Raw genomic sequence first — 25,227 nt, 5'->3', positions numbered from 1 at the left:
GCTCCCCGCTATCCCGCCCGCCGGGCCAAGAACCAAGAAAAACACGCCTGACATGATGGACGTCCTCAATCTTGCACTGCCGTATTTCGGGCTGATCTTCATCGGCTTCGCCTGCGGCAAGGTGAAGAACCTGCCCGAAACGGGCCTCGCCTGGATGAATTTTTTCCTTCTGTATGTGTCGCTGCCGGCACTGTTCTTCCGGATCATGGCCAAGACGCCGTTCGAGGAACTCAACAATCTGCCCTTTGTGATCGGGACCACGCTGGCGACTGCGACGGCGTTCTTTCTGTCGGTCGGCACCGGTAAATTCCTGGGCCGGCTGACCATGCGCGAGGCCGGGATGGCCGGGCTCGCCGGCGGCTACGGCAATATCGGCTATATGGGACCGGGGCTCGCGCTGGCGGTGCTCGGGCCGAAAGCGGCGGTGCCGACCGCTTTGGTGTTCTGTTTCGACAGCATCTTCCTGTTCTCGATCGCGCCGCTGATGATGGCGCTGACCTCAGGCGACAAGCGTCCGCTGCTGCCGACCATCGGCATCGTCATCAAGCACATCGTGCTGCATCCGCTGATCGTCGCAGCCTATCTCGGCGCCTTCGTCGCGGCGTTTCACATCCAGATGCCGGTCGCCATCGACGGCATGCTGCTGTTCCTGCAGAATTCTGCTGCGCCCGTTGCGCTATTCGCGCTCGGTGTGACGGTTGCCTTGCGGCCGCTGGGGCGCGTGCCGTGGGAGGTGCCTGGTCTGATCTTCATCAAGCTGCTCATCCATCCGCTAATCGTGTTCGGCCTGATGTTGCTGCTCGGGCCGTTCCCGCCGGTATGGGCCGCGACGGCCGTGCTGCTCGCCTCCTTGCCGCCGGCGCTGAACGTGTTCGTGATCGCGCGGCAATATGACAGCTGGATCGAGCCTGCATCGGTCGCGGTGCTGCTCGGCACCTTCGTGTCCGTGCTGACGCTGACCTCGGTGATGTATTTCCTGAAGACCGGCCAGATCGCGTTTCCTTAGGACGCGCGAGATCTCTAGGAAGCACTCTTGCGCCACGATGGCGACAGGCCCTCGCGCATCGCAAGGCGGCGCAACGGGCCTATAGACCCCATCGCATGCATGCCGGCCGCGCGGATCACCTGCATCGGTAGGAGATCGCTCAGCAGCGAGCGGTTAGCCATATCGATAGCGAAGGTACGCGAGGAGATATCGCTGCGGCGTATCTGCTCGAAACGCGCCAGCACCGGCGCTGCCCCGATATCCGCGCCATTCATGCCGGCATCGCGAACGACGTCAGCGATATCGCCGGCATCGCGCAGGCCAAGATTGAGACCCTGCGCACCGATCGGCGGCACCACATGCGCGGCTTCGCCGACCAGTACGATGCGGTTCTTTGCTAGCTGTGCGGGCTGCTCGATTGCCAGCGGGAACGTGTGTCGACCCGGCTCGACCTGAACCCGGCCGAGGATCGAATGCGATTGTTTCTCGGCGGCGTCCGACAATGCCTCGTTGCTCAATGCCATCAGGCGCTCGGCATCCCGGGGCTTGTTGACCCAGACGACGCTGGAGCGATTGCCGGGCAGGGGCACGAACACGCAGGGACCGGCGGGGGTGTGAAACTCCGTCGACATGTTCTTGTGCGGCCGGCTATGCGTGATGTTGAAGGTCAGCGCGGTCTGGTCAAGCGCGCGTCGCTTGACTGAAATGCCCGCTGCCTCGCGGCACAGGGATTGGCGGCCATCGGCGCCGACGATCAGCCGCGCCACCAGGACCTTGCCTTGTCGCGTGCGGACCTGAACCTGCATCTCGTCCGGCGAGACCGTATCGGCTTCGTCATCGATGCGAATGAGATTGGTCAATTCCGCGGCGCGCGCTTCGAGCGCGATCATCAATTCGCGGTTCTCGATATTGTAGCCGAAGGTCTCGAGGCCGATCTCGCTGCAGACGAATTTGACTTCGGGGGCACGGATCAGCCGGCCCGTGTCGTCCACCAGCCGCATGGTCGTCAGCGCAGCCGCCTTGTCGGCGCAGCGGCACCAGACATCGAGGCTTTCCAGAAACGCGACGGAGCCGCCCAGCAGCGCGGTGGTGCGGTTGTCGCCATAGGGGACGCGGCGGGCGACGAGGGCGGTACGGGCGCCGGTCTCGGCCAGCGCGAGGGCTGCAGCAAGGCCGGCAGGACCGCCGCCGACAACGGCGACATCATAGATGGAGGTGGAAACAGGGGTCTCGGTCATGGCCGGACCATCGGCCTTTGGCCCGGTATTTTCAAGCCTTACGCGCCGCGGAATCGTTCCCGCGTGATCGGGCGGCCGAGTGCCGCATCGGTGCCTGTGCAAATCGGGCGGATTCCTGCTAGCAATTCCTGGCACATGACCGCTTCGAGTCCGGACCAACTCCCGTCGTCATCACGATCCGCGCGCGCGGCGGCGTTCTCGGTTCACATCTTTACTGCGCTCGGTGCCGGCGTGGCACTCATTGCCATGATGAGCGCCGTGCGCGGCGAATGGGCTGTGATGTTCGGCTGGCTCGGTTTGGCGCTGATCATTGACGGGCTCGATGGCCCGATCGCCCGACACTTCGACGTCGGCCGCGTGTTGCCGGATTGGTCGGGCGATGCGCTCGATTTCGTGGTCGACTTCCTCACTTACGTGTTCGTGCCGGCCTATGCGATCGCGGCCTCCGGTCTGTTGGTGCCGTGGACGGCGGTGTTGCTCGGTGCCGGGATCGTCATCACCAGCGCACTATATTTTGCCGACAAGCGCATGAAGACCGACGACAACCACTTTCGCGGTTTTCCGGCACTGTGGAATGGGGCGGCGTTCTATCTGTTCCTGCTGCAACCATCACCCGTCATAGCCAGCCTTGCGATGCTGGCGCTGATTGTCCTGACCTTTGTGCCGGTGCATGTGCTGCATCCCGTTCGCGTGACGCGTCTGCGCCGGTTGAACCTGTCGCTGATGGCGATATGGGCTGTGCTGGCCGTCATCACGCTGATACAGAACTTCGCTGTTGCTTTGCCTATTACGGTAGCGCTCTGCGCGATCGCTTTTTACATTGTCTGCGGTGACGCCGTCATCCGCCTCATGAGGCCCTCCAAATCATGATCGAACTGTTTTCCAGCCCCGAAGCCTGGGCCGCGCTCTTGACGCTGACCGCGCTCGAAATCGTACTTGGTATCGACAATGTGATTTTCCTGTCAGTGCTGGTGTCGCGGCTGCCGGAGCCGCAGGCCACCCGCGCACGCCAGATCGGTCTCGCGCTGGCGCTGGTGTTCCGCATCATCCTGCTGAGTGTCCTCGTCTGGCTGATCGGCCTGACCGAACCCGTCATCACGGTGAGAGGCCTCGCATTCTCCTGGCGCGATCTGATCCTGATCGGTGGCGGTCTGTTCCTGATCGCCAAGGCAACGCACGAGATTCATGCCGAGGTCGAGGCGCGCGAGGGACCCGGCAACGAGAAGCCGGCACCGAACGCCTTTGCCTGGGTGATCCTGCAGGTTATCGTCGTTGATCTCGTGTTCTCGCTCGACTCCATCATCACTGCGATCGGCATGGCACAGGACATCGAGATCATGGTTGCCGCCGTCATCATCGCCTGTGCGGTGATGTATGTATCGTCCGGACCCGTGGCACGCTTCGTGGCGCAATATCCGACTACCAAGATGTTGGCGCTGGCCTTCCTGGTGCTGATCGGTGTCTCGCTGATGGCGGATGGATTCAAATTCCACATCCCGCGCGGTTACATCTATTTCGCCATCCTGTTCTCGGCGGCGGTCGAGTTGTTCAACGTGCTGGCGAAGCGCAACCGCCGAAAGCGGGCCCAGCCGGGCACAGGTTGACATCACGCGGCTGTCGGTTATCGCTTGAGACCAAAGTCACTCAGGGAGATTGAACGATGACCAAAGCCGTCCGCGTCCATGAGATCGGTGGACCCGAAGTCCTCACTTATGAAGACGTGCAGGTCCCGGCACCGGCTGCGGGCGAGGTGCGCATCCGCCAGCATGCCATCGGTGTCAATTTTATCGATACATACTTCCGCAGCGGCCTCTACAAGGCGCCGCAGCTGCCGTTCATTGCCGGTAATGAGGCCTCGGGCGAAGTGATCGAGGTCGGTCCGGGCGTCACCGGCTTTCATCCCGGCGACCGCGTCGCCTATTATTCGGCCCTCGGCAGCTATGCCACCGAGCGCGTGTTTGCCGCCGACCGGCTGGTGAAGCTGCCCGATCGCATCACCCACGAGCAGGGTGCCGTGCTGATGCTCAAGGGCCTCACGGTCTGGTATCTGCTGCACAAGACTTTCAAGGTCGAGCCGCATCACCGCGTGCTGATCCACGCCGCAGCGGGCGGCATCGGTCTGCTCGCCTGCCAGTGGGCCAAGGCCATGGGTGCGCATGTGATCGGCACCGTCGGTTCGAAAGAGAAGGGCGAGTTGGCGCTGGCCAATGGCTGCGATCACGTCATCTATTACAACGAAGAGAACTTCGTCGATCGCGTGAAGCAGATCAGCCGTAACGAACTCTGCGATGTCGTCTATGACGGCGTTGGCAAGACCACCTATCCGGGCTCGCTGTCATGCTTGAAGCCGCGTGGCATGTGGGTGTCGTTCGGCAATGCCTCTGGCCCTGTACCGCCATTCGCGATTGCCGAACTCAACAATCACGGCTCGCTGTTCGCGACGCGTCCGAAGCTGAACGACTATGTCGCCAAGCGCTCTGAATTGCTGGAGGGCGCCGACACGCTGTTCTCGGCTGTGATCGACGGCAAGCTGCATGTGCCGATCAATCACGCTTATGCGCTGAAGGATGCGGCCAAGGCGCATGTGGATCTGGAAGCACGCAAGACCACCGGCGCGGTGATCTTGAAGGTGTGAGGCGGGTGGCTTTGCCACAGTCTCATTGCTAACGTTCGTCATGGCCGGGCAAAGCGCGAAGCGCGGCTTCGCTAGATGTCCCGGCCATCTACGTCTTGGCCACCAGGAAGTAGAGACGTGGATGCCCGGGACAAGCCCGGGCATGGCGGTGTTTTAGTTACGCGTTCAGAACCCTGCCACCGTCCCGTGCAGATCATACGCATCCGCGCGTTCGATCTTGGCCGTGACGATCTCGCCGACCTTCAGCGGCCGGCGTGCCGTGATGTAGACCGAACCGTCGATATCGGGAGCGTCCGCCTTCGAGCGGCCCTTCGACACGGTCGGGCCGACCTCGTCGATGATGATCTGCTGGCGCGTTCCGACTTTACGCTTCAAGCGGCGCGCCGAGATTTTCTGCTGGCGCTCCATCAACGCATTCCAGCGCTGCTGCTTGATTTCTTCAGGCACCGCATTGGCGATGGCGTTGGAGGTCGCGCCCGCTACGGACTCGTATTTGAACGCGCCGACGCGGTCGATCTGCGCTTCCTCGAGCCAGTCGAGCAGATACTGGAAATCACTTTCGGTCTCGCCGGGGAAGCCGACGATGAAGGTCGAGCGCAATGTCAGATCGGGGCATTCCTCGCGCCACGTCTTGATGCGGGCGAGTGTCTTGTCCTGCGCGGCCGGGCGCTTCATCGCCTTGAGCACGTCCGGCGCGGCATGCTGGAACGGGATGTCGAGATAGGGCAGCACATTCTTGTTGGCATTCATCAAGCCGATGACTTCGTCGACATGCGGATACGGGTAAACATATTGCAGCCGCACCCAGGCGCCGAGCTCGCCCAGCTCCTTGGCGAGATCATAGAACTTGGCGCGGACCTCACGGTCCTTCCACGGGCTCGTCGCATATTTGATATCGACGCCGTAAGCCGAGGTGTCCTGCGACACGACCAGCAATTCCTTGACGCCGGCCTTCACCAGCTTCTCGGCTTCGAGCAGGACTTCATTGGCGGGACGCGAAACGAGATCGCCGCGGAGCTTCGGGATGATGCAGAAGGTGCAGCGGTTGTTGCAGCCTTCGGAAATTTTCAGATAGGCGTAGTGCCGCGGCGTCAGCTTGATGCCCTGCGGAGGTACCAGATCGATGTGCGGATTGTGCACCGGCGGCAGCGCCCGATGCACGGCGTCGAGCACGCTTTCATATTGCTGCGGCCCGGTGATCGACAGCAGGTTGGGATAGGCGGCTTCGATCTGCTCGGGCTCGGCGCCCATGCAGCCGGTGACAATGACCTTGCCGTTCTGCGCCATGGCTTCGCCGATGGCGCCTAGCGACTCCGCCTTGGCGCTGTCGAGAAAGCCGCAGGTGTTGACGATGACGATGTCGGCGCCGTCGTGCTTGCGGGCGAGTTCGTAACCTTCGGCCCGCAGGCGCGTGATGATGCGCTCGGAATCCACCAGGGCCTTCGGGCATCCCAGCGAGACAAAGGAGATTTTGGGCGCGGCGGCCTGTTGCATATTCGATCTGCCTGATTGAGAGGCAGCAGGTAGTCCCATTTGCCCATAATTACAAGGCTTTAAGCCGTGCGCGGGCGTGCTATGGGTATGCTGCATCCATGTGAGTGCCCGATGCCTGCCGACCAGTCGCCCAAAATCGTTATCGTCGACGAAAGCCCGATCCGGGCCGCGATCCTTGAGGAAGGGCTGCGGGAGGCTGGCTATGTGGACGTCCAGCATATCCGGGAGATGCATAACCTGCTGGCCCGGATTTATGCCCTGGATCCGGACGTTATCGTCATCGACCTCGAAAACCCCAGCCGCGACGTGCTGGAACAAATGTTCCAGGTGTCCCGCGCGGTGCGCCGGCCGGTCGCCATGTTCGTCGACCAGAGCGACGCCGAGTCGGCGCGGGCGTCGGTCGAGGCGGGGGTATCGTCTTACATCGTGGACGGGCTGAAGAAGGAGCGGATCAAACCGATCCTCGATCTCTGCATCTCCCGTTTCAATGCCTTCTCCAAACTGCAGGACGAGCTCGAGCGCACCAAGTCGGCGCTGGAGGAGCGCAAGATCATCGACCGCGCGAAGGGCATCGTGATGAAGCTCAAGGGCCTCAATGAAGAAGAGGCTTACGTATTGCTGCGATCCACGGCGATGCGTGAAAAGAAGAAAATCGGTGAGATCGCGCAGTCGATCATCACCGCAGCGGAGTTGCTGAAATGATCGACCACCCGCTTCGCATCGGCTTCATCCCGCTGGCCGACGCCGCCGCCCTGATTGTCGCGGTCGACAAGGGATTCACGAAGGCCGAGGGGCTGAACGTCGAACTGGTCCGGGAAGTGTCGTGGTCGAATGTCCGCGACAAGCTGAATATCGGCCTGTTCGAAGCGGCGCATCTGCTGGCGCCCGTTGCCATCGCGTCCAGCCTCGGGCTTGGGCACGTGAAAGTGCCGATCGTGGCGTCGTTCAATCTCGGCATCAACGGTAATGCCATTACCGTCTCGCCGGCGTTACATGCGGCGCTGATGTCGGAACTCGACGGTGACCCGACCGATCCGATGGCCACCGCGCAGGCGCTGCGCCGCGTGGTCGTCGCGCGTGCCCGTGCCGGCGCCGATCCCCTAACCTTCGGCATGACGTTTCCGTTCTCGACGCATAATTACCAGCTCCGTTTCTGGATGGCGGCTGGCGGCGTCGATCCCGATGAGGACGTCCGTCTCGTGGTGCTGCCGCCGCCTTACATGGTCGACAGTCTTGCCAACGGTCACGTCGATGCGTTCTGTGTCGGCGCGCCCTGGAATTCTGTCGCGGTCGATCTCGGCGTCGGCCATATTCTGCATTTCGTCTCCGACATCCTGCTGCGCGCTGCCGAGAAGGTGCTGGCGATGAGGCAGAACTGGGCGGAGAAGAACCCGGACACCGTGGCGGCACTCACCCGGGCGCATGTGAGCGCGGCTGCCTTCATCGAGGCCCCGGAGAACCGCAATGAGATCGCGGCGATTCTCGCCAAGCCCCAATATATCGGCGTCTCGCCGGAGGTCCTGCTGCGGACGCTGGATGGCCGGCTGAAGATTTCACCGGATGGCACCATGCGCGAGAGCGGGCGCTATCTGCTGGTCGGCCGCGAAGGAGCCGGGCGTCCCGATCCGGTTCAGGCTGCCTGGCTCTATACCCAGATGGTGCGCTGGGGACAGGCCGCGATCAGCCCCGAGGCGCTGAAGATCGCACAGGGTGTGTTCCGCCCCGACCTCTACGATGCCGCGCTCGGTATCACCGGCAGCGCTCTGACTGATGTGCCCGACGCGGTTGGCGCCTTCGCTGGACCGCCATTCGATCCGAGCAACATCGCTGCCCATCTCGCTGCGTTCGAGATCGCGCATATGAAGTCGTAGCGGCGGCGTCAGTTCGCCGATGTGTGGATGCCGCATTCCGTTTTAGCGCGGCCGCGCCAGCGGCCGGCGCGGGGGTCCTCGCCAGGCGCGGTGCGGGACGTGCAGGGCATGCAGCCGACCGACGCAAAGCCTGAGGCTATGAGCGGATGTGGCGGCAGCTTCGCCGACGCATAGATCAGCCCGATCTCGTCCGGCGTGACATTGGCGAATGGATTGAATTTCAATTTTGAACCATCGTCCTCGACGACGGGAATGACGGCGCGCGATGCGCCCTGAAATCGTTTGCGGCCGTTGATCCAGGCGCTGAACGGCGTCAGCGCCTGCGCCAGCGGCTCGACCTTCCGGATCCGGCAGCAGGTGTCGGGATCGGACGACCACAGATCCCCGTCGCTGTCGTGAGCGGCAAGCGCTTCCGCTGCGGGGCGGATCGTTCGGACGTCGCGCAGGCCCAGCGTCAGGATCAGTTGGTCGCGATAGGCGAGTGTCTCCTCGAACATCCAGCCGGTGTCGAGAAACAGCACGGGGATGGCGGGATCGACATCGGCCATCACCTTCAGCAACGCCGCAGACTCCGTGCCAAACGACGATACCAGCGCGAGTCTATCGCGGCCGACGACATCAAGTGCCGCAGCAATCACCTCGGCGGGCGAGGCGGATTGCAGCGCCTGATCGTATTGGACAGCACTTGCGACGGCTCCGGGCGACAGCATCTCGAACTCCTCAACACATCCAGCTTGACTGGAATAAGATTCTATATATCAGTTGTTTGTCGCCTCTTAATAGAAAAATATTCTTTCTATTTGAGAAGCGCAGTTTAGATTTTTTGACCCCATAAATCGAGTTCCAGAGATGCACTTTCTCCGAGCGTATCCGCTTCGTGAGCAACGGCGAATCTCACGGCGGTTTTGAGGACCTGGAGAAGGCGTATGACGTCGACCAATCTCGAACGCGTCCGATCGGACGTGGTATCGATGGACCACCTCGATCAACTGGAAGCGCAGAGCATCTACATCCTGCGCGAGGGCTTCGCCCGGCTGAAGAAGCTGGCCTTGCTGTGGTCGCTCGGCAAGGACTCCAACGTCATGATCTGGCTGGCGCGCAAGGCGTTCTTCGGTCACGTACCGTTCCCCGCGCTGCATGTCGATACCGGCAAGAAGTTTCCGGAGATGTACGCCTTCCGCGATCACTATTCGAAGGAATGGGGACTCGACCTCACCGTCGAATATTGCCCGTCGATCGATAGTGTCGATCCGACACTGCCGCCGGCGGCGCGCTCCGCAGCGCGCAAGACCGAAGGCCTCAAACTTGCGTTGGCGAAGCACGGCTTCGACGGATTGATCGCCGGTATTCGGCGGGACGAAGAGGCGACCCGCGCCAAGGAGCGTGTGTTCTCGCCGCGCGGCGTCGAGGGCGGATGGGACGTGCGCGACCAGCCGCCGGAATTCTGGGACCAGTTCAACGCATCGCCGCCGCCCGGTGCGCATCTGCGCATTCATCCGATCCTGCATTGGACCGAAGCCGACATCTGGGCCTACACGGCGCGGGAAAACATCCCGATCATCCCGCTCTATCTGGCCAAAGACGGCAAGCGCTACCGCTCGCTGGGTGATGCCGACATCACCAATCCCGTCGCATCCACCGCCAGCACGATTGCCGAAATCCTGGTCGAGCTCGACGGCACCACGATTCCCGAGCGCGCCGGCCGCGCACTCGATCATGAGACCGAAGACGCCTTCGAGCGACTGCGCGTCGCCGGCTATCTGTAGAGGTGATGCCATGACCAAACCCGTCAATCCGACCTCGCTCGGAATGCCCAACGGCACCACGCGCCCGCAACTGCGCATCGTCATCGTCGGTCATGTGGATCATGGCAAGTCGACGCTGGTCGGTCGCCTGCTGCATGAGACCGGCGGCTTGCCGGATGGCAAGCTGGAGATGCTGAAAGCGGTGAGCGCCCGGCGCGGCATGCCGTTCGAATGGTCGTTTCTGCTCGATGCGCTGCAGACCGAGCGTGACCAGGGCATCACCATCGATACCACGCAGATCCGCTTCCGCACCAAATTGCGCGACGTCATTCTGATCGACGCGCCCGGCCACGCCGAGTTTCTGCGTAACATGATCACCGGCGCATCGCAGGCCGATGGCGCCGTGCTGATCGTCGATGCGCTGGAAGGCGTGCGCGATCAGACCCGACGCCATGCCTATCTCCTGCATCTCCTGGGCGTGAAGCAGGTTGCCGTTGTCGTCAACAAGATGGACCGCGTCGATTTCAGCGCCGAGCGCTTTCAGGCGATCAGCGACGAAATTTCGGCGCATCTCATCGAACTCGGCGTCACGCCTGCTGCGGTGATTCCGATTTCGGCGCGCGATGGCGATGGCGTCGCCACCCATACCGACCGTATTGGCTGGTATCGCGGGCCGACCGTCGTGGGGGCGCTCGATGCGCTGAAGCCGGCACTCGCGCTTGATGAATTGCCGCTGCGGCTACCGGTACAGGCGATCTACAAGTTCGACGACCGGCGCATCGTGGCCGGGCGTATCGAGGCCGGTCATCTGGCTGTCGGCGACGACGTGGTGATCATGCCCGCTGGCAAGCGAGCGAAGATCAAGAGCGTGGAGCGCTGGTCGGCGATGCCGCTGGAAGGCGAGCACGGGGCAGGGCGATCCGTCGGTATCACGCTCGACCGCGAACTGTTCGTCGAGCGCGGCGACGTGATCGCGCATGTGGGCGCGGTGCCATCGGATACACGACGACTGCGGGCGCGGATCTTCTGGCTGCACGACCAGCCGCTGACAGCGGGATCGTCGATCCTGGTGCGGCTCGGCGTGCGCGAAGTGCGCGGCCGTGTGGTCGCGATCGAGAAGGCGATCGATCCCGGCGAACTGGCCAGTGTCGAAACCAAGCAGATCGCCCGCAATCACGTCGGTGAAATCGAGATCGCACTGTCGCAACCGGTCGCCGCTGATCGCTATGTCGACAATCCGCGCACCGGACGTCTCGTGATCGAGGTCGGCGGCCGGATCGCCGGTGGCGGTCTCGTGCTGTCCATCGATGCTGCCCAACGCGTCGTGTCATCGGACATCGTGCCGGTGCAGTCGGCACTGCAGCCTGAGGAACGTTCGGCGCGCTACCGCCATCAAGGCGCGGTGGTGTGGTTCACGGGATTGCCGGGATCGGGCAAGTCGACGCTGGCGCGCGCGCTGGAGCACCGTCTGTTCGCCAAAGGTGGTTCGCCGATCCTGCTCGACGGCGATACGCTGCGCGCCGGACTCAATCGCGACCTCGGCTTCTCCGCTGCCGATCGCAGCGAGAATGTCCGGCGGCTGGCGGAGATGGCCGGCCATCTCGCTCGCAACGGTCATATCGCCATCGTCGCGGCAGTCTCACCCTCGCGCGGCGACCGCGCCGAGGCCCGCAGTGCGGTCGATACTGCATTTCGCGAGATCTATGTCGCGACTCCGGCGGAGATCTGCGAGCAGCGCGATCCCAAGGGGCATTACGCCAAGGCCCGCGCCGGCGACCTGCCGGGCTTCACCGGTATCGCCAACGACTATCAGGCGCCGGAGACGGTCGAGCTGCGGATCGACACGTCAACGGTCGATGTGGGGCGCGCGATAGATGGCATCGAGGACATGCTGCGACAGACGCAAGTGCTGGACGACGGAGCCGCTCATCTGGCGGCGTTCGAGGCGGTCTAACGGCTTAGGCGGCGTGGACAAATCCCACATGCCACGTTTGCCCTTCAAGCGCCCCTGGGCGGGCAGGGGGCGCAAAGCCGACGGTGGAGTGGACCTCCGTCAAGGCCGAGCAACGCTGCCAGGGCCGCCGCTTCGATAGGGGCCTTGGCCGACGAATTTTCGAGGAGGGTTCGAGCTTCCTTTTCGTTCCTTCGTCACTACGACGAAACCCGAACCCTCCTCAATTTATAAACCGACATGCTACTATAGACGATGATGGATCAGAGATGTCGTCAAGACCTGATGAAAGAGAGCAGGTCGAGGTTGAGGACATCCGCATGTGTGGTTAGCATGCCATGGGGGTAGCCGGGATAAGTCTTCAGCGACCCCTGCTTAAGCACGTCGACCGCACGCGGCACGGAACTTGCGAACGGAACGACTTGATCAGCCTCGCCATGCATCACCAGCACCGGCACGGTGATCTTCTTGAGGTCTTCGGTATAATCTTCGAGCCAAGAGTCGACAGTCGCGTAGTGAGCGAGGGCACCGCCGGCCATGCCTTGGCGCCACCAGTTCGCGATGACTGCCTCAGAAGGCTTGGCCCCGTCTAGGTTGTAGCCGTAGAACGGATTCTCAGGAACGAAACGGAAGAACTCCGCCCGGTTGCCGAGCACGCCTGCCCGGATCGCTTCGAACCACTCCGGCGGTTGACCGGACGGGTTGTCCTCGCTCCGATACATGTTCGGCGTCAGTGAAGCGACCAGCACCGCCTTCGCGACGCGCTCCTGGTGGCGCGCGACATAGCGAGCCACCTCACCGCCACCTGTCGAGTGCCCGATATGGATAGCGTCGCGCAGGTCGAGGTGTTCAGTCAGCGCCGCGAGGTCGGCAACCCAGTGGTCCATGTCGTTGCCGGTGCTGGGCTGGTCGGACCGGCCGTGGCCGCGCCGGTCGTGGGCGATCACCCGGTAGCCGTGGCGAAGGAAGAAGGTCATTTGGGCGTCCCAGTCGTCCGCCGACAGCGGCCAGCCGTGGCTGAAAACGATCGGCTGACCTGATCCCCAATCCTTGTAGAAGATGTTCACGCCGTCTGTAGTAGTGATCGTAGGCATTGTTCAGTTCCTTTCAATTAGCCGCGGATGAGAGTCATCGCTCGCTGGCGCGGCGTTCCAGCAATGATCCGGTAAATAAAAATGACCAGTCGTCTATAAATTGGTCAAAATGTTTAAGTCAGAAAAGAGGGCAAAACAAAGCGTTCGAAGCTGTCGAAGGGCGCCCGGCTGCGTTCGACCTTGGCCCGCATGACCGCCCCTTCGAACGTGTCGATTAGCGCGACGGCGAGCTGCCCTAGATCCTTTCCGGCCGACAATTCTCCTTTCTCCTGCGCTTCCCGCAAGCATGAGGCGAGCGCGGCCGACCACTCGCGATAGATCGCCGCAAGCTTGATCCGTACATCCTCGCTCGTCGGCGTGACCTCCAGCGCCATGTTCCCGATCAGGCAGCCGACTGCGTAACGGCGGCGCTCGTGAAACTCGGCAAGCCCGGCGAAATAGCGCGCGATGCGCGACAAGGGCGGCGTCCGGCGTTGATTCAAAATGGGCCCATACTCAGCGACAACCGCCTCCCAATATTCGGTCAGTACCGCGACGGCGAAGGCTTCCTTGCTGTCAAAGTAATTATAGAACGACCCCTTGGGCACGCCGGCTGCCGCGGTGATCTCCTGCACGCCCGTGGCGTTGAAGCCGCGGGTGCTCACAAGGTCTCCTCCCTTTTCGAGGAGGCGCGATCGCGTTTCAAGATTGGCTGGTCTAGGCATGAGTAAATATATGACCGGTCGTCTTGTTATCGTCAAGCAGTTTTTTGTGTGGGCACCGGTTCGTCCGGTTGAACTGCGTTTCCAGCAAGCAGCGCAATCGCATCGAACGCATGTTCGGTCACCTGAAGGTCAACCGCGCCATCGCCACCCGCTAAGGCCAACTGGCCAGCAGTTTCCTCGGAATGGTCCATCTCGCCACCGCCAGATGCTGGCTCAAATTTGTCCACGCCGCCTAGGCCCGCGCTCACTTTTGCATCTCATGATGAGGTCAAGGAAAGCTGGTTCGCCAGCTTTCCTCTTACCGAGGCGGCAATCCGAATGGCCACGAGCCCAGGCTGGATGGCTTCGTCGCGCGGGCCCTTCGCAACGATAGCTGCCATTGACGTTCCCGCCGTCTAATTATTGAGCGTGCGGTGCACAAACGCTGGCACCGAATGGTCCTGTTCCAACCGACCCCGACCTCAATCCCCTGATTTATTGATATTTTTCTCCCGATGACGGTCTGGCACGAGACTTGAATGTCTCTAGCCAACCGGCGTTCGCTGATGCCCGCCGGCCAGTTCAGATGGATTTCCGCAGCAACGAGGCTGATCGGATCGCTTCCAGAATTCAAGCCGGCGCGACGCGCCGACCTGAGCCTGTGCGGTCCGCGATCCTTATCCCCGTTGAAGCCACGCTGTGGCCCGCAGGAGCTTCGTCCCGCATGAAAATTGAAACGCTCTCCATCGACTTTACTGACGAACAGAAGCGCTACCTCGAAGGCTTCTCGACCGGCCTGCAGATCAACCGTGTCGGCAAGGGTCTCGGCGGCGGCGCGTCAGCCAAAGCCAATGCGGAGCCGACCGGACCGGATGCGCCGCATATCAAGGCGCAGGATCGCACGATTGCATCGGGCAAGAAGCTGGTTGAGCAGGAGAAATGGAAGCGCGAGGAACATCCGTTCGACGCCTATCCGCGGCTGCGCGATCAGGCCGCCATCGATGCGCGGCCATCGCCGGCCGACAATTTTCGGTGGCGCTATTACGGCATCTTCTATGTGGGGCCGACGCAGGACTCCTATATGTGCCGGCTTCGGATCCCGAACGGCATCATGAAGCACTGGCAGCTTGCGGGTCTTGCCGATCTCAGTGACGAGCTCTGCGGTCCGTTTTCCCATGTGACCACGCGCGCCAATCTGCAGGTGCGCGAGATTCCGCCGAAAAATGCCGTGAAGCTGATCGAGGGCATCCAGGATCTCGGTCTGTGCTCACGCGGCTCCGGGGCCGACAACATCCGCAACGTCACGGGCACGCCGACCGCCGGCATCGACCCGCAGGAACTGCTGGACACGCGGCCCTATGCGCGCGAGTGGCACTATCACATCCTCAATGACCGCACGCTCTATGGCTTGCCGCGCAAATTCAATGTCGCCTTCGACGGCGCCGGCAAGATCGCCGTGCTGGAAGACACCAACGACATCGCCTTTCAGGCAGTCGAAGTGAAGGATGGCTTCGGCGTCGCGCCCGGCGTCTGGTTCAAACTCGGCATCGGCGGCATCACCGGCCACAAGGATTTCGCCACCGATACCGGCATCATCGTAAGACCGGAGGACGCCACCAAGGTCTCCGACGCCATCGTGCGCGTCTTCATCGATCTCGGCGACCGTACCAACCGGCTGAAGGCGCGGCTGAAATACGTGATCGACGGCATGGGCATGGAGAAGTTTCTGACCATCGTCGAGGAGAAGCTCGGCGCGCCGTTTACCCGCGTTCCGGCGGACGCGTTGCTGCCGCGCCCAAGCTTCGACCGCACGGCGCATATCGGCGTGCACAAGCAGAAGCAGGATGGCCTGAACTGGATCGGCGTCGTGTTGCCGCTGGGCAAGGTGACGACCGATCAGATGCGGGGGCTTTCGAAGATTGCGGCCGATCTCGGCGACGGCGATATCCGCCTCACGGTGTGGCAGAATCTGCTGATCCCCGGTGTGAAAGACGCGAATGTTGCGCTGGCGACTGCAGCCATCGAAGCGCTCGGCCTTGCCATCAAGACCACCGAGATCCGCGCCGGCCTGATCGCCTGCACCGGCCGCGCCGGTTGCAAATTCGGCAATGCGGATACCAAACGCACGGCAACAAACATCGCCGAATGGTGCGATACTCGCGTCGAGGTCGATACGCCGATCAACATCCATCTCACCGGCTGCCATCATTCCTGCGCGCAGCATTACATCAGCGACATCGGCATGATCGGCGCGCGTATCCCCGTCGATGACAGCGACGATACGCTGGATGGCTTCCACATCTTCACCGGCGGCGGTTTCGGCCCGCAGGCCGATGTCGGGCAGGAGGTCTATCAGAACGTGAAGTCCGAGGACGCGCCTATCGTCGTCGAGCGGCTGCTGAAAGCCTATCTCGCCCACCGCGCGTCGCCGGATGAAACTTTCCTCACTTTCTCGCGCCGTCACGACGCGGCTTCGTTGCGCAAGCTCGCTGATGAACAGGTGTCCGCATGAACCAGATGACGCCGCCGCCCAAACTCGAGATCATTCCTGCGTCTGCGCCGTTCTCGGAAGCACAACGCTCCTGGCTGAACGGCTTCTTCGCCGGGCTTTTGTCCGATGGCCCAGCGCCGTTGTCGGCCGAGCAGGGCGCCGCCATCATGGAAGAGGACGACGGTGCGCCGTGGCATGATCAGACCATGCCGATCGCCGATCGCATGAAGCTCGCCGAGGGCAAGCCGGTTCGTCGCAAGATGATGGCGGCGATGGCGCAGCAGGATTGCGGCCAGTGCGGCTATAACTGCAACGACTATTCCGACGCAATCGCCTCCAAGGCAGAGGCGCGGCTGAATCTCTGCGTGCCCGGCGGCAAGGAAACCGCACGGATGCTGAAGTCGCTCTATGAAGAGCTCGACAAGGCACCGGCGGGTGCTGCGCCCGCGGCAGCAGCGACGACTGCTGCTGCGGAGCCGGTCGAAGTTGCTGCGCCGGATCCGTCGACGCTCGGACGCTCGCGCGACAATCCCGCACCCGCCGTGTTTCTCGGCCGCCGCCTGCTCAATGGCAAAGGCTCGGAGAAAGAGACCTGGCATATCGATTTCGATCTGTCGGGCTGTGGGCTCGATTACGTCGTCGGCGACAGTTTCGGCATCTTTGCGTCGAACGATCTCGGTCACGTCGACCAGATCATCGCTCTGCTCGGCGCGTCGCATATGACGGAAGTGCGCGGCAAGACGCTGCGTGAGGTGCTGCAATACGACGTCTCGCTGGCCCCGGCACCGGATAGCCTGTTCGAGCTGATGTCCTATCTCACCGGCGGGGCGCAGCGTGCCAAGGCACGCGCACTGGCCCAGGGCGAGGACCCCGATGGTGATGCCGCGACGCTCGACGTGATGGCGGCGCTGCAGAAATTCTCCGGCGTGCGTCCGCATCCGGAAGCTTTCATCGAGGCGCTGGAGCCACTGCAGCCGCGGCTCTACTCGATCTCGTCATCGCACAACGCGACGCCGGGCCGGCTGTCGCTCACCGTCGATATCGTTCGTTACATGGTCGGTAAGCGCAAGCGTCACGGTCTTGCGTCGAGTTTCCTCGCCGATCGCATCCAGCCCGGCGACGAGCTCAAGGTCTATGTCCAGAAGGCGCATGGTTTTGCGCTCCCGGAAAATCCGGAGACACCGATCATTATGGTGGGGCCGGGCACCGGCATCGCGCCGTTCAGGGCGTTCCTGCACGACCGCAAGGCCACCAAGGCGCCGGGCAAGAACTGGCTATTCTTCGGCCATCAGCGCAGCGCCTCGGATTTCTTCTATGCCGACGAGCTCAATGGCATGAAGACCGAAGGCTTCCTCACACGGTTGTCGCTGGCCTGGTCGCGCGACGCCGGCGAGAAGTTCTACGTGCAGGACCGCATGCGCGAGGTCGGCCGCGATGTCTGGACCTGGCTCGCCGAAGGCGCCCATGTCTATGTCTGCGGCGATGCCAAGCGCATGGCCAAGGATGTGGAGCGGGCACTGGTCGATATCGCCGCCCAGCATGGCGCGCGTTCGACTGATGAAGCGGTGATGTTCGTCAGTGAGTTGAAGAAGAAGGGACGATTTCAGCTCGACGTATATTGATATCTCTAGCCCTCATCCTGAGGAGCCCGCCGTTAGCGGGCGTCTCGAAGGATGGCCGCAGACTCTGAGCGCCGGCATCTCACGGTTCGAGACGGCGCTTCGCGCCTCCTCACCATGAGGGGAGCGCGCGTTTGCGAGAGAACTGTTTTGCTTCAACTGCGTCATCAGTAGAACGCTTCCTCAGCGATAAATTGCGTTCTCTCCCGGCGCTGCTCTCATTGGAGATAATCTCTCCATCCTGCGCGACATTCAAAATACCATTTTATTGACCGAAGCCGCCGCGCTGCGCATCCTCGTACCATTGAAATCACAGGGGCGGGAGTCGTCGGACTCTCACGGCTGAGCTTCCACTCAACACATTGACCATCGCATCAGCGCGAGCCGCAACACCATGCGTTGCGGCCATGGGCAGCGCTGCGCCGATCGCAAGGAGACCAGATGTCGAACGATGATCACAACCGCAAGCCGCTGATGGATCGCCGGTCGCTGCTGCGCGGCGGCGCTGCAGCCGCACTGGCCGCGCCACTCGGCGTATGGGGCGCGCAGGCGTTTCCGTTTCGGCAGGCGCCACCCATCGATTTTTCCGAATTTCCGATCTGCAGGACCGCATCGGAGGCGCCCGTGCTCACCGGTGCACCGCGCAAATTGAAGCTCTCCTGGAATGCCGGCGCGGTCTGCCTTGCGCCGCTGCCGGTCGCCATCGATCATGGCTTCTTCCAGAAGCAGAACCTTGACGTCGAGTTGGTCAATTACAGCGGCTCGACGGACCAGCTTCTCGAAGCTATTGCCACCGGGAAATCCGATGCGGGCCTGGGTATGGCGCTGCGCTGGCTGAAGCCGCTGGAACAGGGCTTCGACGTCAAGATCGTCGCCGGCACCCATGGCGGCTGCCTGCGCGCGCTGGCGCCGGCGAAGTCAGAAGTGAAGAGCGTTGCGGATTTCAAGGGCAAGACCATCGCCGTCGGCGATATGGCCGGCCCCGACAAGAACTTCTTCTCGATCCAGCTCGCGAAAGCCGGACTTAATCCGGACAAGGACGTCGAGTGGCGGCAATATCCCGGCAACCTGGTGCGGCTCGCCGTGGAGAAGGGCGAAGCACAGATCGGGCTCGCCTCCGATCCGCTGGCCTATCTCTGGCTCAAGGACGGCGAGCTGAAGGAAGTCGGCTCCAATCTCGATGGCCCCTACAAGGATATCAGTTGCTGCATCGTCGGCGTGCGCGGCAGCCTGCTGCGTGACGATCCACTGGTCGCGCGCGGCCTGACGCAGGCGCTGCTCGATGCTGCGATGTTCGCATCGCAGAATCCGGAGAAGGCTGCGAAGTCGTTCCAGCCCTATGCGCCGAAGAATGCGACCATCGAAGATCTGCTGGGCATGGTGAAGTATCACACCCATCATCACCATCCCGTCGGCGATGCGCTGAAGCGCGAGCTGAAATCCTACGCTGACGATCTCAAGACGGTTTCCGTGTTCAAGCCGTCAACCGACACCACCAAATTCGCGGAGCGCATCTATGCCGACGTATTCCGCGTCTGAGATCGCATCGCTTGGCGGTGACCGCGAGACCGCGCTGATTGCTGGCGATGGTGGACTTCAATTCGTCAGCAAGCTTCGTTTCAGTATCACGGGGATCGGGGCAGGGCTCGCTTGGCTGGCTTTCGGCCTGTCGTGCCTGCGATGGCCAGATATCGGCGACTGGCCACGCACCGAGGCTGTAGCCTATACGGCATTCGCGATTGCTGGCGGCATCGCGATTGCGACCACGGCGCAGGCAGCGCTCGGCAAATTCGGCGATGGCGTGCAGCGGCGCGCGCCCTGGCTGTTTGCCTTGGGAGCGTTCCTGACGCTGTGGGAGCTTGCAACGGCAAAATTCGGCTGGCTGCCGCTGCCGTTCTTTCCGCCGCCGCAGTCGATCGTCGAGGTCTATACCGACGACCTGCCGAAACTGCTGGACAGCGCCTTCGCCTCGGTGAAGCTGCAGCTTGGCGGCTACTTCATCGGCGCCGCCGTAGGCTTCCTTACCGGCGTCTCCATCGGCTGGTCGCGGCTCGCGGGTTACTGGGTGCATCCGATCCTGCGCTTCATCGGACCATTGCCGGCGACGGCCTGGCTGCCGATTGCGTTCTTCACGTTCCCGTCCGCCTGGAGCGCCAGCACGTTTCTGATCGCGCTGGCCACCGGCTTTCCGGTGACAGTGCTGACCTGGTCGGGCGTGGCCAGCGTCAGCACCGCCTATTACGACGTCGCACGAACGCTTGGCGCAAAACCGTCTTTCCTGGTGACCAAGGTTGCGATCCCCGCGGCGCTCCCGCATGTGTTTGTCGGTCTGTTCATGGGGCTCGGCGCATCCTTCGCCGTGCTGGTCGTGGCCGAGATGATCGGCGTCAAGGCCGGGCTTGGCTTCTATCTGCAATGGGCGCAGGGCTGGGCGTCCTACAACAACATGTATGCGGCGCTGATCGTGATGTCGTTGCTTTGCTCCGGCGCCATCACGCTGCTGTTCAAGGTGCGCGACCGCCTGCTGGTCTGGCAGAAGGGTGTCGTCAAATGGTAGCGCTGGCAAAGCCGTTTCAGCCCGTAGCGACCGGCGCGTCGCTCGACATCAAGGGTGTCAGCCACGCCTTCGACATCGATGGCAGCGTGTTGCCGGTGCTCGACGACGTCAGCATATCCGTCGCACCCGGCGAGTTCGTGGCGCTGCTTGGCCCGTCCGGCTGCGGCAAGTCTACCCTCCTGCGGTTGGTGGCGGGCCTCGAGCCGCCGCGTGCCGGCACGCTGGAAGAAGACAGCGTCGCCATCACCGGACCGTATCCGTCCCGCGTCGTGGTGTTTCAGGATCCGACGCTGTTTCCGTGGCGGACGGTCTGGGACAATGTCGCGCTCGGGCTGGAAGCGCAGGGCGTGCTCAAGACGCAGCGTCACCGCGTCGATGCGGCGATCGACCTCGTCGGCCTCGGAGCCTTCCGGAAGGCCTATCCGCATCAGCTCTCGGGCGGCATGGCACAGCGTGTCGCGCTTGCAAGGGCGTTGGTCAACGATCCGCGCATCCTCGTGCTGGATGAGCCGCTCGGCAAACTGGATTCGCTGACGCGCATCACCATGCAGGCCGAACTGGTCTCGCTGTGGCAGCGCAACGGCTTCACGGCACTGCTGGTGACTCATGACGTGGAGGAGGCGCTGTTTCTCGCCAACCGCGTCATCGTGTTCAGCGATCGTCCCGCGCGGGTAACGGCGGATATCACGGTCGACCGGCCCTATCCGCGCCATCGCGGCGATCCGCATCTGGCTGAGCTGCGACGGCAGATCCTGGGACTGCTCGGGCTGGACGCGACGTGGTGAGCTCCTCCCGAATATGGTCCGTTGCGGGCGAGGGCACGCTCCACCGATAGCTGTATACGAGGCATGGTTATTGCATTCCTTTTGAGCTGACACACGGTTCAGCCCAAGGGAACGACATGTACAGCACCAACCGACGTGATTTCATCCGCCTGACGGCCATTGCCGCGGCGCTGTCCACGACCAGCATCAAGGCCTTCGCCGCTGACCGCGTGGTCAAGATCGGAACGCTGAAGCTCATTCACGGCGTCACGCCGTATTTCTACGAGAAATTCGCGCCTGATGGCGTCAAGTTCGAGGTGATCCCGTTTGAAACCCCGACCGACGGCAAGAACGCCGTCGTGACCGGCACTGTCGATTTCGGCATCTTCGGTTTTGCTGCGGCGACGCTCGGCGGCGCAAATGGCGAGCCGGTCGTCGTCATCGCGTCTGCCTGCAATCGCGGCATGGCGGTTGTCGCCAAGAAGGATTCCGGGATCAATACGATCAAGGACCTGAAGGGCAAGAAAGTCGCGATCCTGCCGGGCTCGACCCAGGAAGTCGTGATCCTCGATCGTCTCTCCGCCGAAGGCATGACGGTGAAGGACGTCGAGTCCGTCCGTCTGTCGTTCAGCGACATGGCGCCGGCGCTCGCCCGAGGCGACATCGACGCCTATGTGGGCGCCGAGCCCGGTCCGGGCATCAGCCTCGCCAATGGCGTCGGTCAGATCGTTGAATATCCCTACACCACGCCGACCGGTTCGCTGAACATGGTACTGGCCACGCGCCGCGAACTGATCGAGAAAGACCCCGACCTCGTCAAGGCGCTGCTCAAGACCCACCGCCTGGCCAGCGAATATGCTATGAAGGACCGCGAGGCCTTCATCGCCATCGCCATGCAGAAGCTCGGCCAGCAGAAGCCGTCGATCGAGAAGGCCGCACCCAATGTGGAGCTGACCTGGAATATCGACGACCAGTTCATGAAGCAGGCGGAATATTACGGCGGCCAGATGCTGTCCAAGAAGCAGATCCGGCAGTTGCCTGACTACAAGACCTTCATCGATGCGAGCTTCGTGAAGGCGCTGGCGGCCACGTGAGCGCGTTGTGAGCCTGCAAAGCACGATGGACGATACGTCCAACAGCGTACAGCTTGCGCCGGCAGCGGAAATCCCGCCGGTGCCTGCGGCCGGGAAGCGCGGGCAGGGCGTGCAGCGGGCGCGCACAGTTGCGCTCGCGCTGATCGTGCCGGTCTGCTTGATGGTGATTTGGGACGTCATGGTGCGCTGGACCGGCACGCGGCTGGTGCCGTCACCATATGGCGTCGCGATCATGATGTGGGATTTCGCTTTCGGCGGAATCTATGACGACGCCTACAGCGCCAGCCTGCCGATCCATTTCTGGAAAAGCGTGCAGCGTGTCTATGGCGGCTTTCTCTGTGCGGCGGCGGTCGGCATTCCGCTCGGGCTGATGATCGGGCGCATGCCGCTGCTGCGCAAGCTGCTCGATCCCACGCTGTCGCTGCTGCGGCCGATCCCGGTCACGGCATGGCTGCCGCTGTCGATGATCTTCTTCGGACTAGGTCCGCGCGCGGCTATCTTCCTGGTGTTTCTCGGCGCGTTCTTTCCGATCCTGCTCAATACGGTTTTCGGGGTGCGATCCGTCGATGTCAGGCTGTTCGAGGCTGCGGAAATGCTCGGCTGCAGCGGCGCGCAGCAGTTCCGCTCCGTCGTTTTACCGGCAGCGCTACCGAGCATCTTCAACGGCCTTCGTCTCGGTGCCGGTTTCGCTTGGATACTGATCGTGGTGGGCGAAATGACCGGCGTGCCCGAAGGGCTCGGCGCTGTCATCATGGATGGCCGCACACTGTCGCGCACCGATCTCGTGATCACCGGCATGATCATCATCGGCATCACTGGATTCGTGTCGGATCGCATCCTGCTGATGCTCAGCAACTACTTCCTCCGGTGGAGCCCGCAGCATCATGCTTGATCGACCGACGACAATTGCGCCTGATATCCTCGAGGTCAGCGACGTCAGGAAAATCTATCAAGCCTCCAACGGTCCGGTCGAGGCGTTGCGCGCTGTCAATCTGACCATCCGCAAAGGCGAGTTCGTTTGCCTGCTCGGCGCGTCCGGTTGCGGCAAATCCACATTGCTGCGTATCGTCGCCGGCTTCGAGAAGGCGACTGAGGGCTCGGTCACCATGTACGGCTTTCCGGTCGACAAGCCGGGGCCAGATCGCGGCATGGTGTTCCAGGATTACGCGCTGTTTCCATGGCTCACGGTTCGCGACAATATCGGCTTCGGCCCCAAACATCGCCGTGTCGCGAGCAAGGTCGTGGGCGAGCTCACCGACAAGTTCATGGCCATGGTCGGGCTGACGGCCTTTGCCGATCGCTATCCGCACCAGCTTTCCGGCGGCATGAAGCAACGCGTCGCCATCGCGCGCGTGCTCAGCAACGACACCGACGTGCTGCTGATGGACGAGCCGTTCGGCGCGCTGGATGCGCTGACGCGCAGCAAGCTGCAGGAGGAACTCGTCGAGATCTGGCGTACCACCGGCCTCACGGTGATTTTCGTGACCCATTCGGTCGAGGAAGCCGTGATGCTGGCGGATCGCGTCATCGTGATGTCGGCGGGGCCGGGCCGGATCGATTGCGAAATCGAGGTCGATCTGCCGCGTCCGCGCGATGTCGCATCGCCCGAATTCAACGCGTTGCGGCGCGAGGTGACGCAGAAGCTCACGAGCCATATCGCCGGCAGTCGGGGCAAGGCGGCAGATTCCTGAATCGGGCTTCAAAATCGCGCGAATAAAATTCTCGCCTAAGGTCGCCGGGGAGAATTTTCACCTGTGGGCCTGAGGCCCATCAGTCCCGCTGTCGTTATTTCCGGGTACCGCTTGTAACGCCTGCCGAACGGCATTCTCTAGGGTTAGAGAAGCCGAAAGCAATACGATATGGACGCGGTTCCCAGCATTATCGACAGAGTTAATTTGCTCGTTCCGGGCTTTGCGGAACGTGCGCCATCGCATGATCGTGCGGCAAGTTTTCCATTCGAGAATTTTCAGGAACTGTCCGAGGCGGGCCTTCTGGCGCTGCCGGTGCCAAAGGCGCTGGGCGGCGTGGGCGCCGGGGTGCGCGAGGCTGCGCGCGTCGTAAACGCGGTTGGCAAGGCCGATGCCGCGACCGCGCTTGTATTGGCGATGCACTATATCCACCATCTGGTCATCACGCGGAACGGCAACTGGCCTGCGCATCTGGCGCAGCGCGTGTCGCGCGACGCCGTGAATGGCTCTGCGCTGATCAACGCGTTGCGCGTCGAGCCCGATCAGGGATCGCCATCGCGGGGCGGTCTGCCTCAAACCACAGCGAAGCGCACGGCCGAAGGCTGGCGCATTACCGGCCGCAAGATCTATTCGACCGGTGCGCCGATCCTCAAATGGTACACTGTATGGGCGAAGACAGACGAGCCGGATGTGCGCGTTGGCATCTTCCTTGTGCCGGCTGGGCTGCCAGGCACGGAGATCGTCGAGACATGGGATCACCTCGGTCTGCGCGCCAGCGGCAGCCATGACGTCGTGTTCGACGACGTGCTCCTTCCGCTCGACCATGAAGTGGATCTGCGCCGTCCCGGTGATTGGGGTGCGCCGGATGTGTCGCAGGCGACCATCCAGGCTGTGCTGGTGGGCGCCGTCTATGACGGCGTTGCACGCGCTGCTCGCGACTGGCTGATCGACTTTCTCAAGACCCGCACGCCCTCAAGCCTCGGCGCGCCGCTGGCGACTCTGCCGCGGGCGCAGGAGATCGTGGGCGGCATCGAGGCAAAGCTCGCAGTCAATGCGCGCCTGCTCGACACTTTCGCACGGGACATCGATGACGGCGTCGCACTGACGCCGATCGAGGCGAACATCCTCAAACTCACGGTGACCAATAATGCCGTGGCCGCTGTCGAGGACGCGCTGTCGCTGACCAGCAATCACGGACTGACCCGCGCCAATCCGCTGGAGCGGCATTATCGCGACGTGCTGTGTGGCCGCGTGCACACGCCGCAGGACGACAGCACCAGGATTTCCGCCGGACGCATCGCGCTCGGCATCTGAACAA

General features: G+C 62.6%; 22 protein-coding genes and 1 pseudogene. 18 read left to right on the top strand and 5 right to left on the bottom strand.

Translation table 11 applies throughout. From position 1 onward, the window contains the following. Positions 1 to 52: 52 nt before the first annotated feature. Positions 53 to 1,006, top strand: coding sequence for an AEC family transporter (locus tag CHC01_RS11450; protein WP_089264387.1), 954 nt, complete (start codon positions 53 to 55; stop codon positions 1,004 to 1,006). A gap of 14 nt (positions 1,007 to 1,020) precedes the next feature. Here CHC01_RS11450 and CHC01_RS11445 read toward each other — a convergent pair whose 3' ends face one another. Further along, the gene (locus CHC01_RS11445) at positions 1,021 to 2,223 is read right to left on the bottom strand and encodes a UbiH/UbiF family hydroxylase (protein WP_089264386.1); all 1,203 of its coding nucleotides are present in this window, start codon (positions 2,221 to 2,223) and stop codon (positions 1,021 to 1,023) included. Positions 2,224 to 2,358: 135 nt separating this feature from the next. Here CHC01_RS11445 and pcsA point away from each other — a divergent pair, with 135 nt between their 5' ends. The 3 genes from pcsA to CHC01_RS11430 are packed head-to-tail and all read left to right on the top strand — an operon-like array spanning position 2,359 to position 4,858. Beyond that, entirely contained in the window at positions 2,359 to 3,093 is a 735-nt protein-coding gene (gene pcsA / locus CHC01_RS11440) for a phosphatidylcholine synthase (protein ID WP_089264385.1), read from the top strand. After that, positions 3,090 to 3,827, top strand: coding sequence for a TerC family protein (locus tag CHC01_RS11435; RefSeq protein WP_089264384.1), 738 nt, complete (start codon positions 3,090 to 3,092; stop codon positions 3,825 to 3,827). The genes pcsA and CHC01_RS11435 overlap by 4 nt, the downstream gene beginning before the upstream one ends. A gap of 56 nt (positions 3,828 to 3,883) precedes the next feature. After that, positions 3,884 to 4,858, top strand: a complete 975-nt coding sequence (locus tag CHC01_RS11430) for a quinone oxidoreductase family protein (protein ID WP_068731670.1) — start codon at positions 3,884 to 3,886, stop codon at positions 4,856 to 4,858. A gap of 165 nt (positions 4,859 to 5,023) precedes the next feature. Here the strand turns inward: CHC01_RS11430 and rimO are convergent, their stop codons facing one another. Beyond that, on the bottom strand, positions 5,024 to 6,352 hold the full coding sequence (rimO, locus tag CHC01_RS11425) for a 30S ribosomal protein S12 methylthiotransferase RimO (protein WP_089264383.1): 1,329 nt from the start codon (positions 6,350 to 6,352) through the stop codon (positions 5,024 to 5,026). Between the two features lie 111 nt (positions 6,353 to 6,463). Here rimO and CHC01_RS11420 point away from each other — a divergent pair, with 111 nt between their 5' ends. Together CHC01_RS11420 and CHC01_RS11415 are read left to right on the top strand one after the other, a co-directional pair. Further along, entirely contained in the window at positions 6,464 to 7,054 is a 591-nt protein-coding gene (locus tag CHC01_RS11420) for an ANTAR domain-containing response regulator (RefSeq protein ID WP_089264382.1), read from the top strand. After that, the gene (locus tag CHC01_RS11415) at positions 7,054 to 8,223 is read left to right on the top strand and encodes a CmpA/NrtA family ABC transporter substrate-binding protein (protein WP_089264705.1); all 1,170 of its coding nucleotides are present in this window, start codon (positions 7,054 to 7,056) and stop codon (positions 8,221 to 8,223) included. Before CHC01_RS11420 ends, CHC01_RS11415 begins: the two co-directional genes overlap by 1 nt. Positions 8,224 to 8,231: 8 nt before the next feature. Here the strand turns inward: CHC01_RS11415 and CHC01_RS11410 are convergent, their stop codons facing one another. Further along, positions 8,232 to 8,933, bottom strand: coding sequence for a phosphoadenylyl-sulfate reductase (locus tag CHC01_RS11410; protein WP_089264381.1), 702 nt, complete (start codon positions 8,931 to 8,933; stop codon positions 8,232 to 8,234). A gap of 216 nt (positions 8,934 to 9,149) precedes the next feature. Here CHC01_RS11410 and cysD point away from each other — a divergent pair, with 216 nt between their 5' ends. Beyond that, positions 9,150 to 9,989 carry a sulfate adenylyltransferase subunit CysD gene (gene cysD, locus CHC01_RS11405; RefSeq protein WP_068731681.1) on the top strand — a complete coding sequence of 280 codons (840 nt, stop codon included), beginning with the start codon at positions 9,150 to 9,152 and terminating at the stop codon, positions 9,987 to 9,989. Positions 9,990 to 9,999: 10 nt separating this feature from the next. Then, complete coding sequence (gene cysC, locus CHC01_RS11400) at positions 10,000 to 11,922, top strand: adenylyl-sulfate kinase (protein WP_089264380.1); 1,923 nt, start codon at positions 10,000 to 10,002, stop codon at positions 11,920 to 11,922. A 272-nt stretch (positions 11,923 to 12,194) separates the two neighbouring features. On the opposite strand, the gene CHC01_RS11395 is transcribed toward cysC, so the two are convergent. After that, positions 12,195 to 13,013 (bottom strand): alpha/beta fold hydrolase, encoded by an 819-nt coding sequence (locus tag CHC01_RS11395; protein WP_089264379.1) that lies wholly within the window; start codon positions 13,011 to 13,013, stop codon positions 12,195 to 12,197. Between the two features lie 113 nt (positions 13,014 to 13,126). Continuing rightward, on the bottom strand, positions 13,127 to 13,657 hold the full coding sequence (locus CHC01_RS11390; RefSeq protein ID WP_244558306.1) for a TetR/AcrR family transcriptional regulator: 531 nt from the start codon (positions 13,655 to 13,657) through the stop codon (positions 13,127 to 13,129). A 146-nt stretch (positions 13,658 to 13,803) separates the two neighbouring features. On the opposite strand from CHC01_RS11390, the pseudogene CHC01_RS33475 reads away from it, so the two are divergent. The 10 genes and pseudogenes from CHC01_RS33475 to CHC01_RS11345 all read left to right on the top strand — a co-directional run. After that, positions 13,804 to 13,953: pseudogene (locus tag CHC01_RS33475) on the top strand (transposase); the annotation flags it as partial. A 467-nt stretch (positions 13,954 to 14,420) separates the two neighbouring features. Beyond that, positions 14,421 to 16,208 carry a NirA family protein gene (locus CHC01_RS11385; protein ID WP_089264704.1) on the top strand — a complete coding sequence of 596 codons (1,788 nt, stop codon included), beginning with the start codon at positions 14,421 to 14,423 and terminating at the stop codon, positions 16,206 to 16,208. Beyond that, positions 16,205 to 17,809, top strand: coding sequence for a sulfite reductase subunit alpha (locus CHC01_RS11380; protein WP_089264377.1), 1,605 nt, complete (start codon positions 16,205 to 16,207; stop codon positions 17,807 to 17,809). The genes CHC01_RS11385 and CHC01_RS11380 overlap by 4 nt, the downstream gene beginning before the upstream one ends. 438 nt (positions 17,810 to 18,247) lie before the next feature. Further along, positions 18,248 to 19,345, top strand: coding sequence for an ABC transporter substrate-binding protein (locus CHC01_RS11375; RefSeq protein WP_089264376.1), 1,098 nt, complete (start codon positions 18,248 to 18,250; stop codon positions 19,343 to 19,345). Further along, positions 19,323 to 20,363, top strand: coding sequence for an ABC transporter permease (locus CHC01_RS11370; protein WP_089264375.1), 1,041 nt, complete (start codon positions 19,323 to 19,325; stop codon positions 20,361 to 20,363). The genes CHC01_RS11375 and CHC01_RS11370 overlap by 23 nt, the downstream gene beginning before the upstream one ends. Continuing rightward, the gene (locus CHC01_RS11365) at positions 20,357 to 21,148 is read left to right on the top strand and encodes an ABC transporter ATP-binding protein (protein ID WP_089264374.1); all 792 of its coding nucleotides are present in this window, start codon (positions 20,357 to 20,359) and stop codon (positions 21,146 to 21,148) included. Before CHC01_RS11370 ends, CHC01_RS11365 begins: the two co-directional genes overlap by 7 nt. Before the next feature lie 116 nt (positions 21,149 to 21,264). Further along, positions 21,265 to 22,221, top strand: coding sequence for an ABC transporter substrate-binding protein (locus CHC01_RS11360; RefSeq protein ID WP_089264373.1), 957 nt, complete (start codon positions 21,265 to 21,267; stop codon positions 22,219 to 22,221). A 25-nt stretch (positions 22,222 to 22,246) separates the two neighbouring features. Further along, positions 22,247 to 23,113 carry an ABC transporter permease gene (locus CHC01_RS11355; RefSeq protein ID WP_089264372.1) on the top strand — a complete coding sequence of 289 codons (867 nt, stop codon included), beginning with the start codon at positions 22,247 to 22,249 and terminating at the stop codon, positions 23,111 to 23,113. Further along, positions 23,106 to 23,912, top strand: coding sequence for an ABC transporter ATP-binding protein (locus CHC01_RS11350; RefSeq protein WP_089264371.1), 807 nt, complete (start codon positions 23,106 to 23,108; stop codon positions 23,910 to 23,912). Before CHC01_RS11355 ends, CHC01_RS11350 begins: the two co-directional genes overlap by 8 nt. Before the next feature lie 168 nt (positions 23,913 to 24,080). Beyond that, the gene (locus tag CHC01_RS11345; protein ID WP_089264370.1) at positions 24,081 to 25,223 is read left to right on the top strand and encodes an acyl-CoA dehydrogenase family protein; all 1,143 of its coding nucleotides are present in this window, start codon (positions 24,081 to 24,083) and stop codon (positions 25,221 to 25,223) included. The last annotated feature ends 4 nt before the right edge of the window (positions 25,224 to 25,227 follow it).

Origin of the sequence: Tardiphaga sp. OK246 (assembly GCF_900188215.1) — a bacterium.
Taxonomy (GTDB): domain Bacteria; phylum Pseudomonadota; class Alphaproteobacteria; order Rhizobiales; family Xanthobacteraceae; genus Tardiphaga; species Tardiphaga robiniae.
The sequence above is the reverse complement of the archived record's forward strand: the minus strand, read 5'-3'. Positions and strand labels throughout refer to the sequence as shown.

Coding starts and splice junctions, on each gene's coding strand:
- CHC01_RS11395 (WP_089264379.1), bottom strand. CDS start 13,013: ATGCCTACGATCACTACTACAGACGGCGTGAACATCTTCTACAAGGAT.
- cysD (WP_068731681.1), top strand. CDS start 9,150: ATGACGTCGACCAATCTCGAACGCGTCCGATCGGACGTGGTATCGATG.
- CHC01_RS11445 (WP_089264386.1), bottom strand. CDS start 2,223: ATGACCGAGACCCCTGTTTCCACCTCCATCTATGATGTCGCCGTTGTC.
- pcsA (WP_089264385.1), top strand. CDS start 2,359: ATGACCGCTTCGAGTCCGGACCAACTCCCGTCGTCATCACGATCCGCG.
- CHC01_RS11350 (WP_089264371.1), top strand. CDS start 23,106: ATGCTTGATCGACCGACGACAATTGCGCCTGATATCCTCGAGGTCAGC.
- CHC01_RS11380 (WP_089264377.1), top strand. CDS start 16,205: ATGAACCAGATGACGCCGCCGCCCAAACTCGAGATCATTCCTGCGTCT.
- CHC01_RS11420 (WP_089264382.1), top strand. CDS start 6,464: ATGCCTGCCGACCAGTCGCCCAAAATCGTTATCGTCGACGAAAGCCCG.
- CHC01_RS11370 (WP_089264375.1), top strand. CDS start 19,323: ATGCCGACGTATTCCGCGTCTGAGATCGCATCGCTTGGCGGTGACCGC.
- cysC (WP_089264380.1), top strand. CDS start 10,000: ATGACCAAACCCGTCAATCCGACCTCGCTCGGAATGCCCAACGGCACC.
- CHC01_RS11345 (WP_089264370.1), top strand. CDS start 24,081: ATGGACGCGGTTCCCAGCATTATCGACAGAGTTAATTTGCTCGTTCCG.
- CHC01_RS11360 (WP_089264373.1), top strand. CDS start 21,265: ATGTACAGCACCAACCGACGTGATTTCATCCGCCTGACGGCCATTGCC.
- CHC01_RS11365 (WP_089264374.1), top strand. CDS start 20,357: ATGGTAGCGCTGGCAAAGCCGTTTCAGCCCGTAGCGACCGGCGCGTCG.
- CHC01_RS11385 (WP_089264704.1), top strand. CDS start 14,421: ATGAAAATTGAAACGCTCTCCATCGACTTTACTGACGAACAGAAGCGC.
- CHC01_RS11375 (WP_089264376.1), top strand. CDS start 18,248: ATGTCGAACGATGATCACAACCGCAAGCCGCTGATGGATCGCCGGTCG.
- CHC01_RS11450 (WP_089264387.1), top strand. CDS start 53: ATGATGGACGTCCTCAATCTTGCACTGCCGTATTTCGGGCTGATCTTC.
- CHC01_RS11435 (WP_089264384.1), top strand. CDS start 3,090: ATGATCGAACTGTTTTCCAGCCCCGAAGCCTGGGCCGCGCTCTTGACG.
- CHC01_RS11410 (WP_089264381.1), bottom strand. CDS start 8,933: ATGCTGTCGCCCGGAGCCGTCGCAAGTGCTGTCCAATACGATCAGGCG.
- rimO (WP_089264383.1), bottom strand. CDS start 6,352: ATGCAACAGGCCGCCGCGCCCAAAATCTCCTTTGTCTCGCTGGGATGC.
- CHC01_RS11430 (WP_068731670.1), top strand. CDS start 3,884: ATGACCAAAGCCGTCCGCGTCCATGAGATCGGTGGACCCGAAGTCCTC.
- CHC01_RS11355 (WP_089264372.1), top strand. CDS start 22,247: ATGGACGATACGTCCAACAGCGTACAGCTTGCGCCGGCAGCGGAAATC.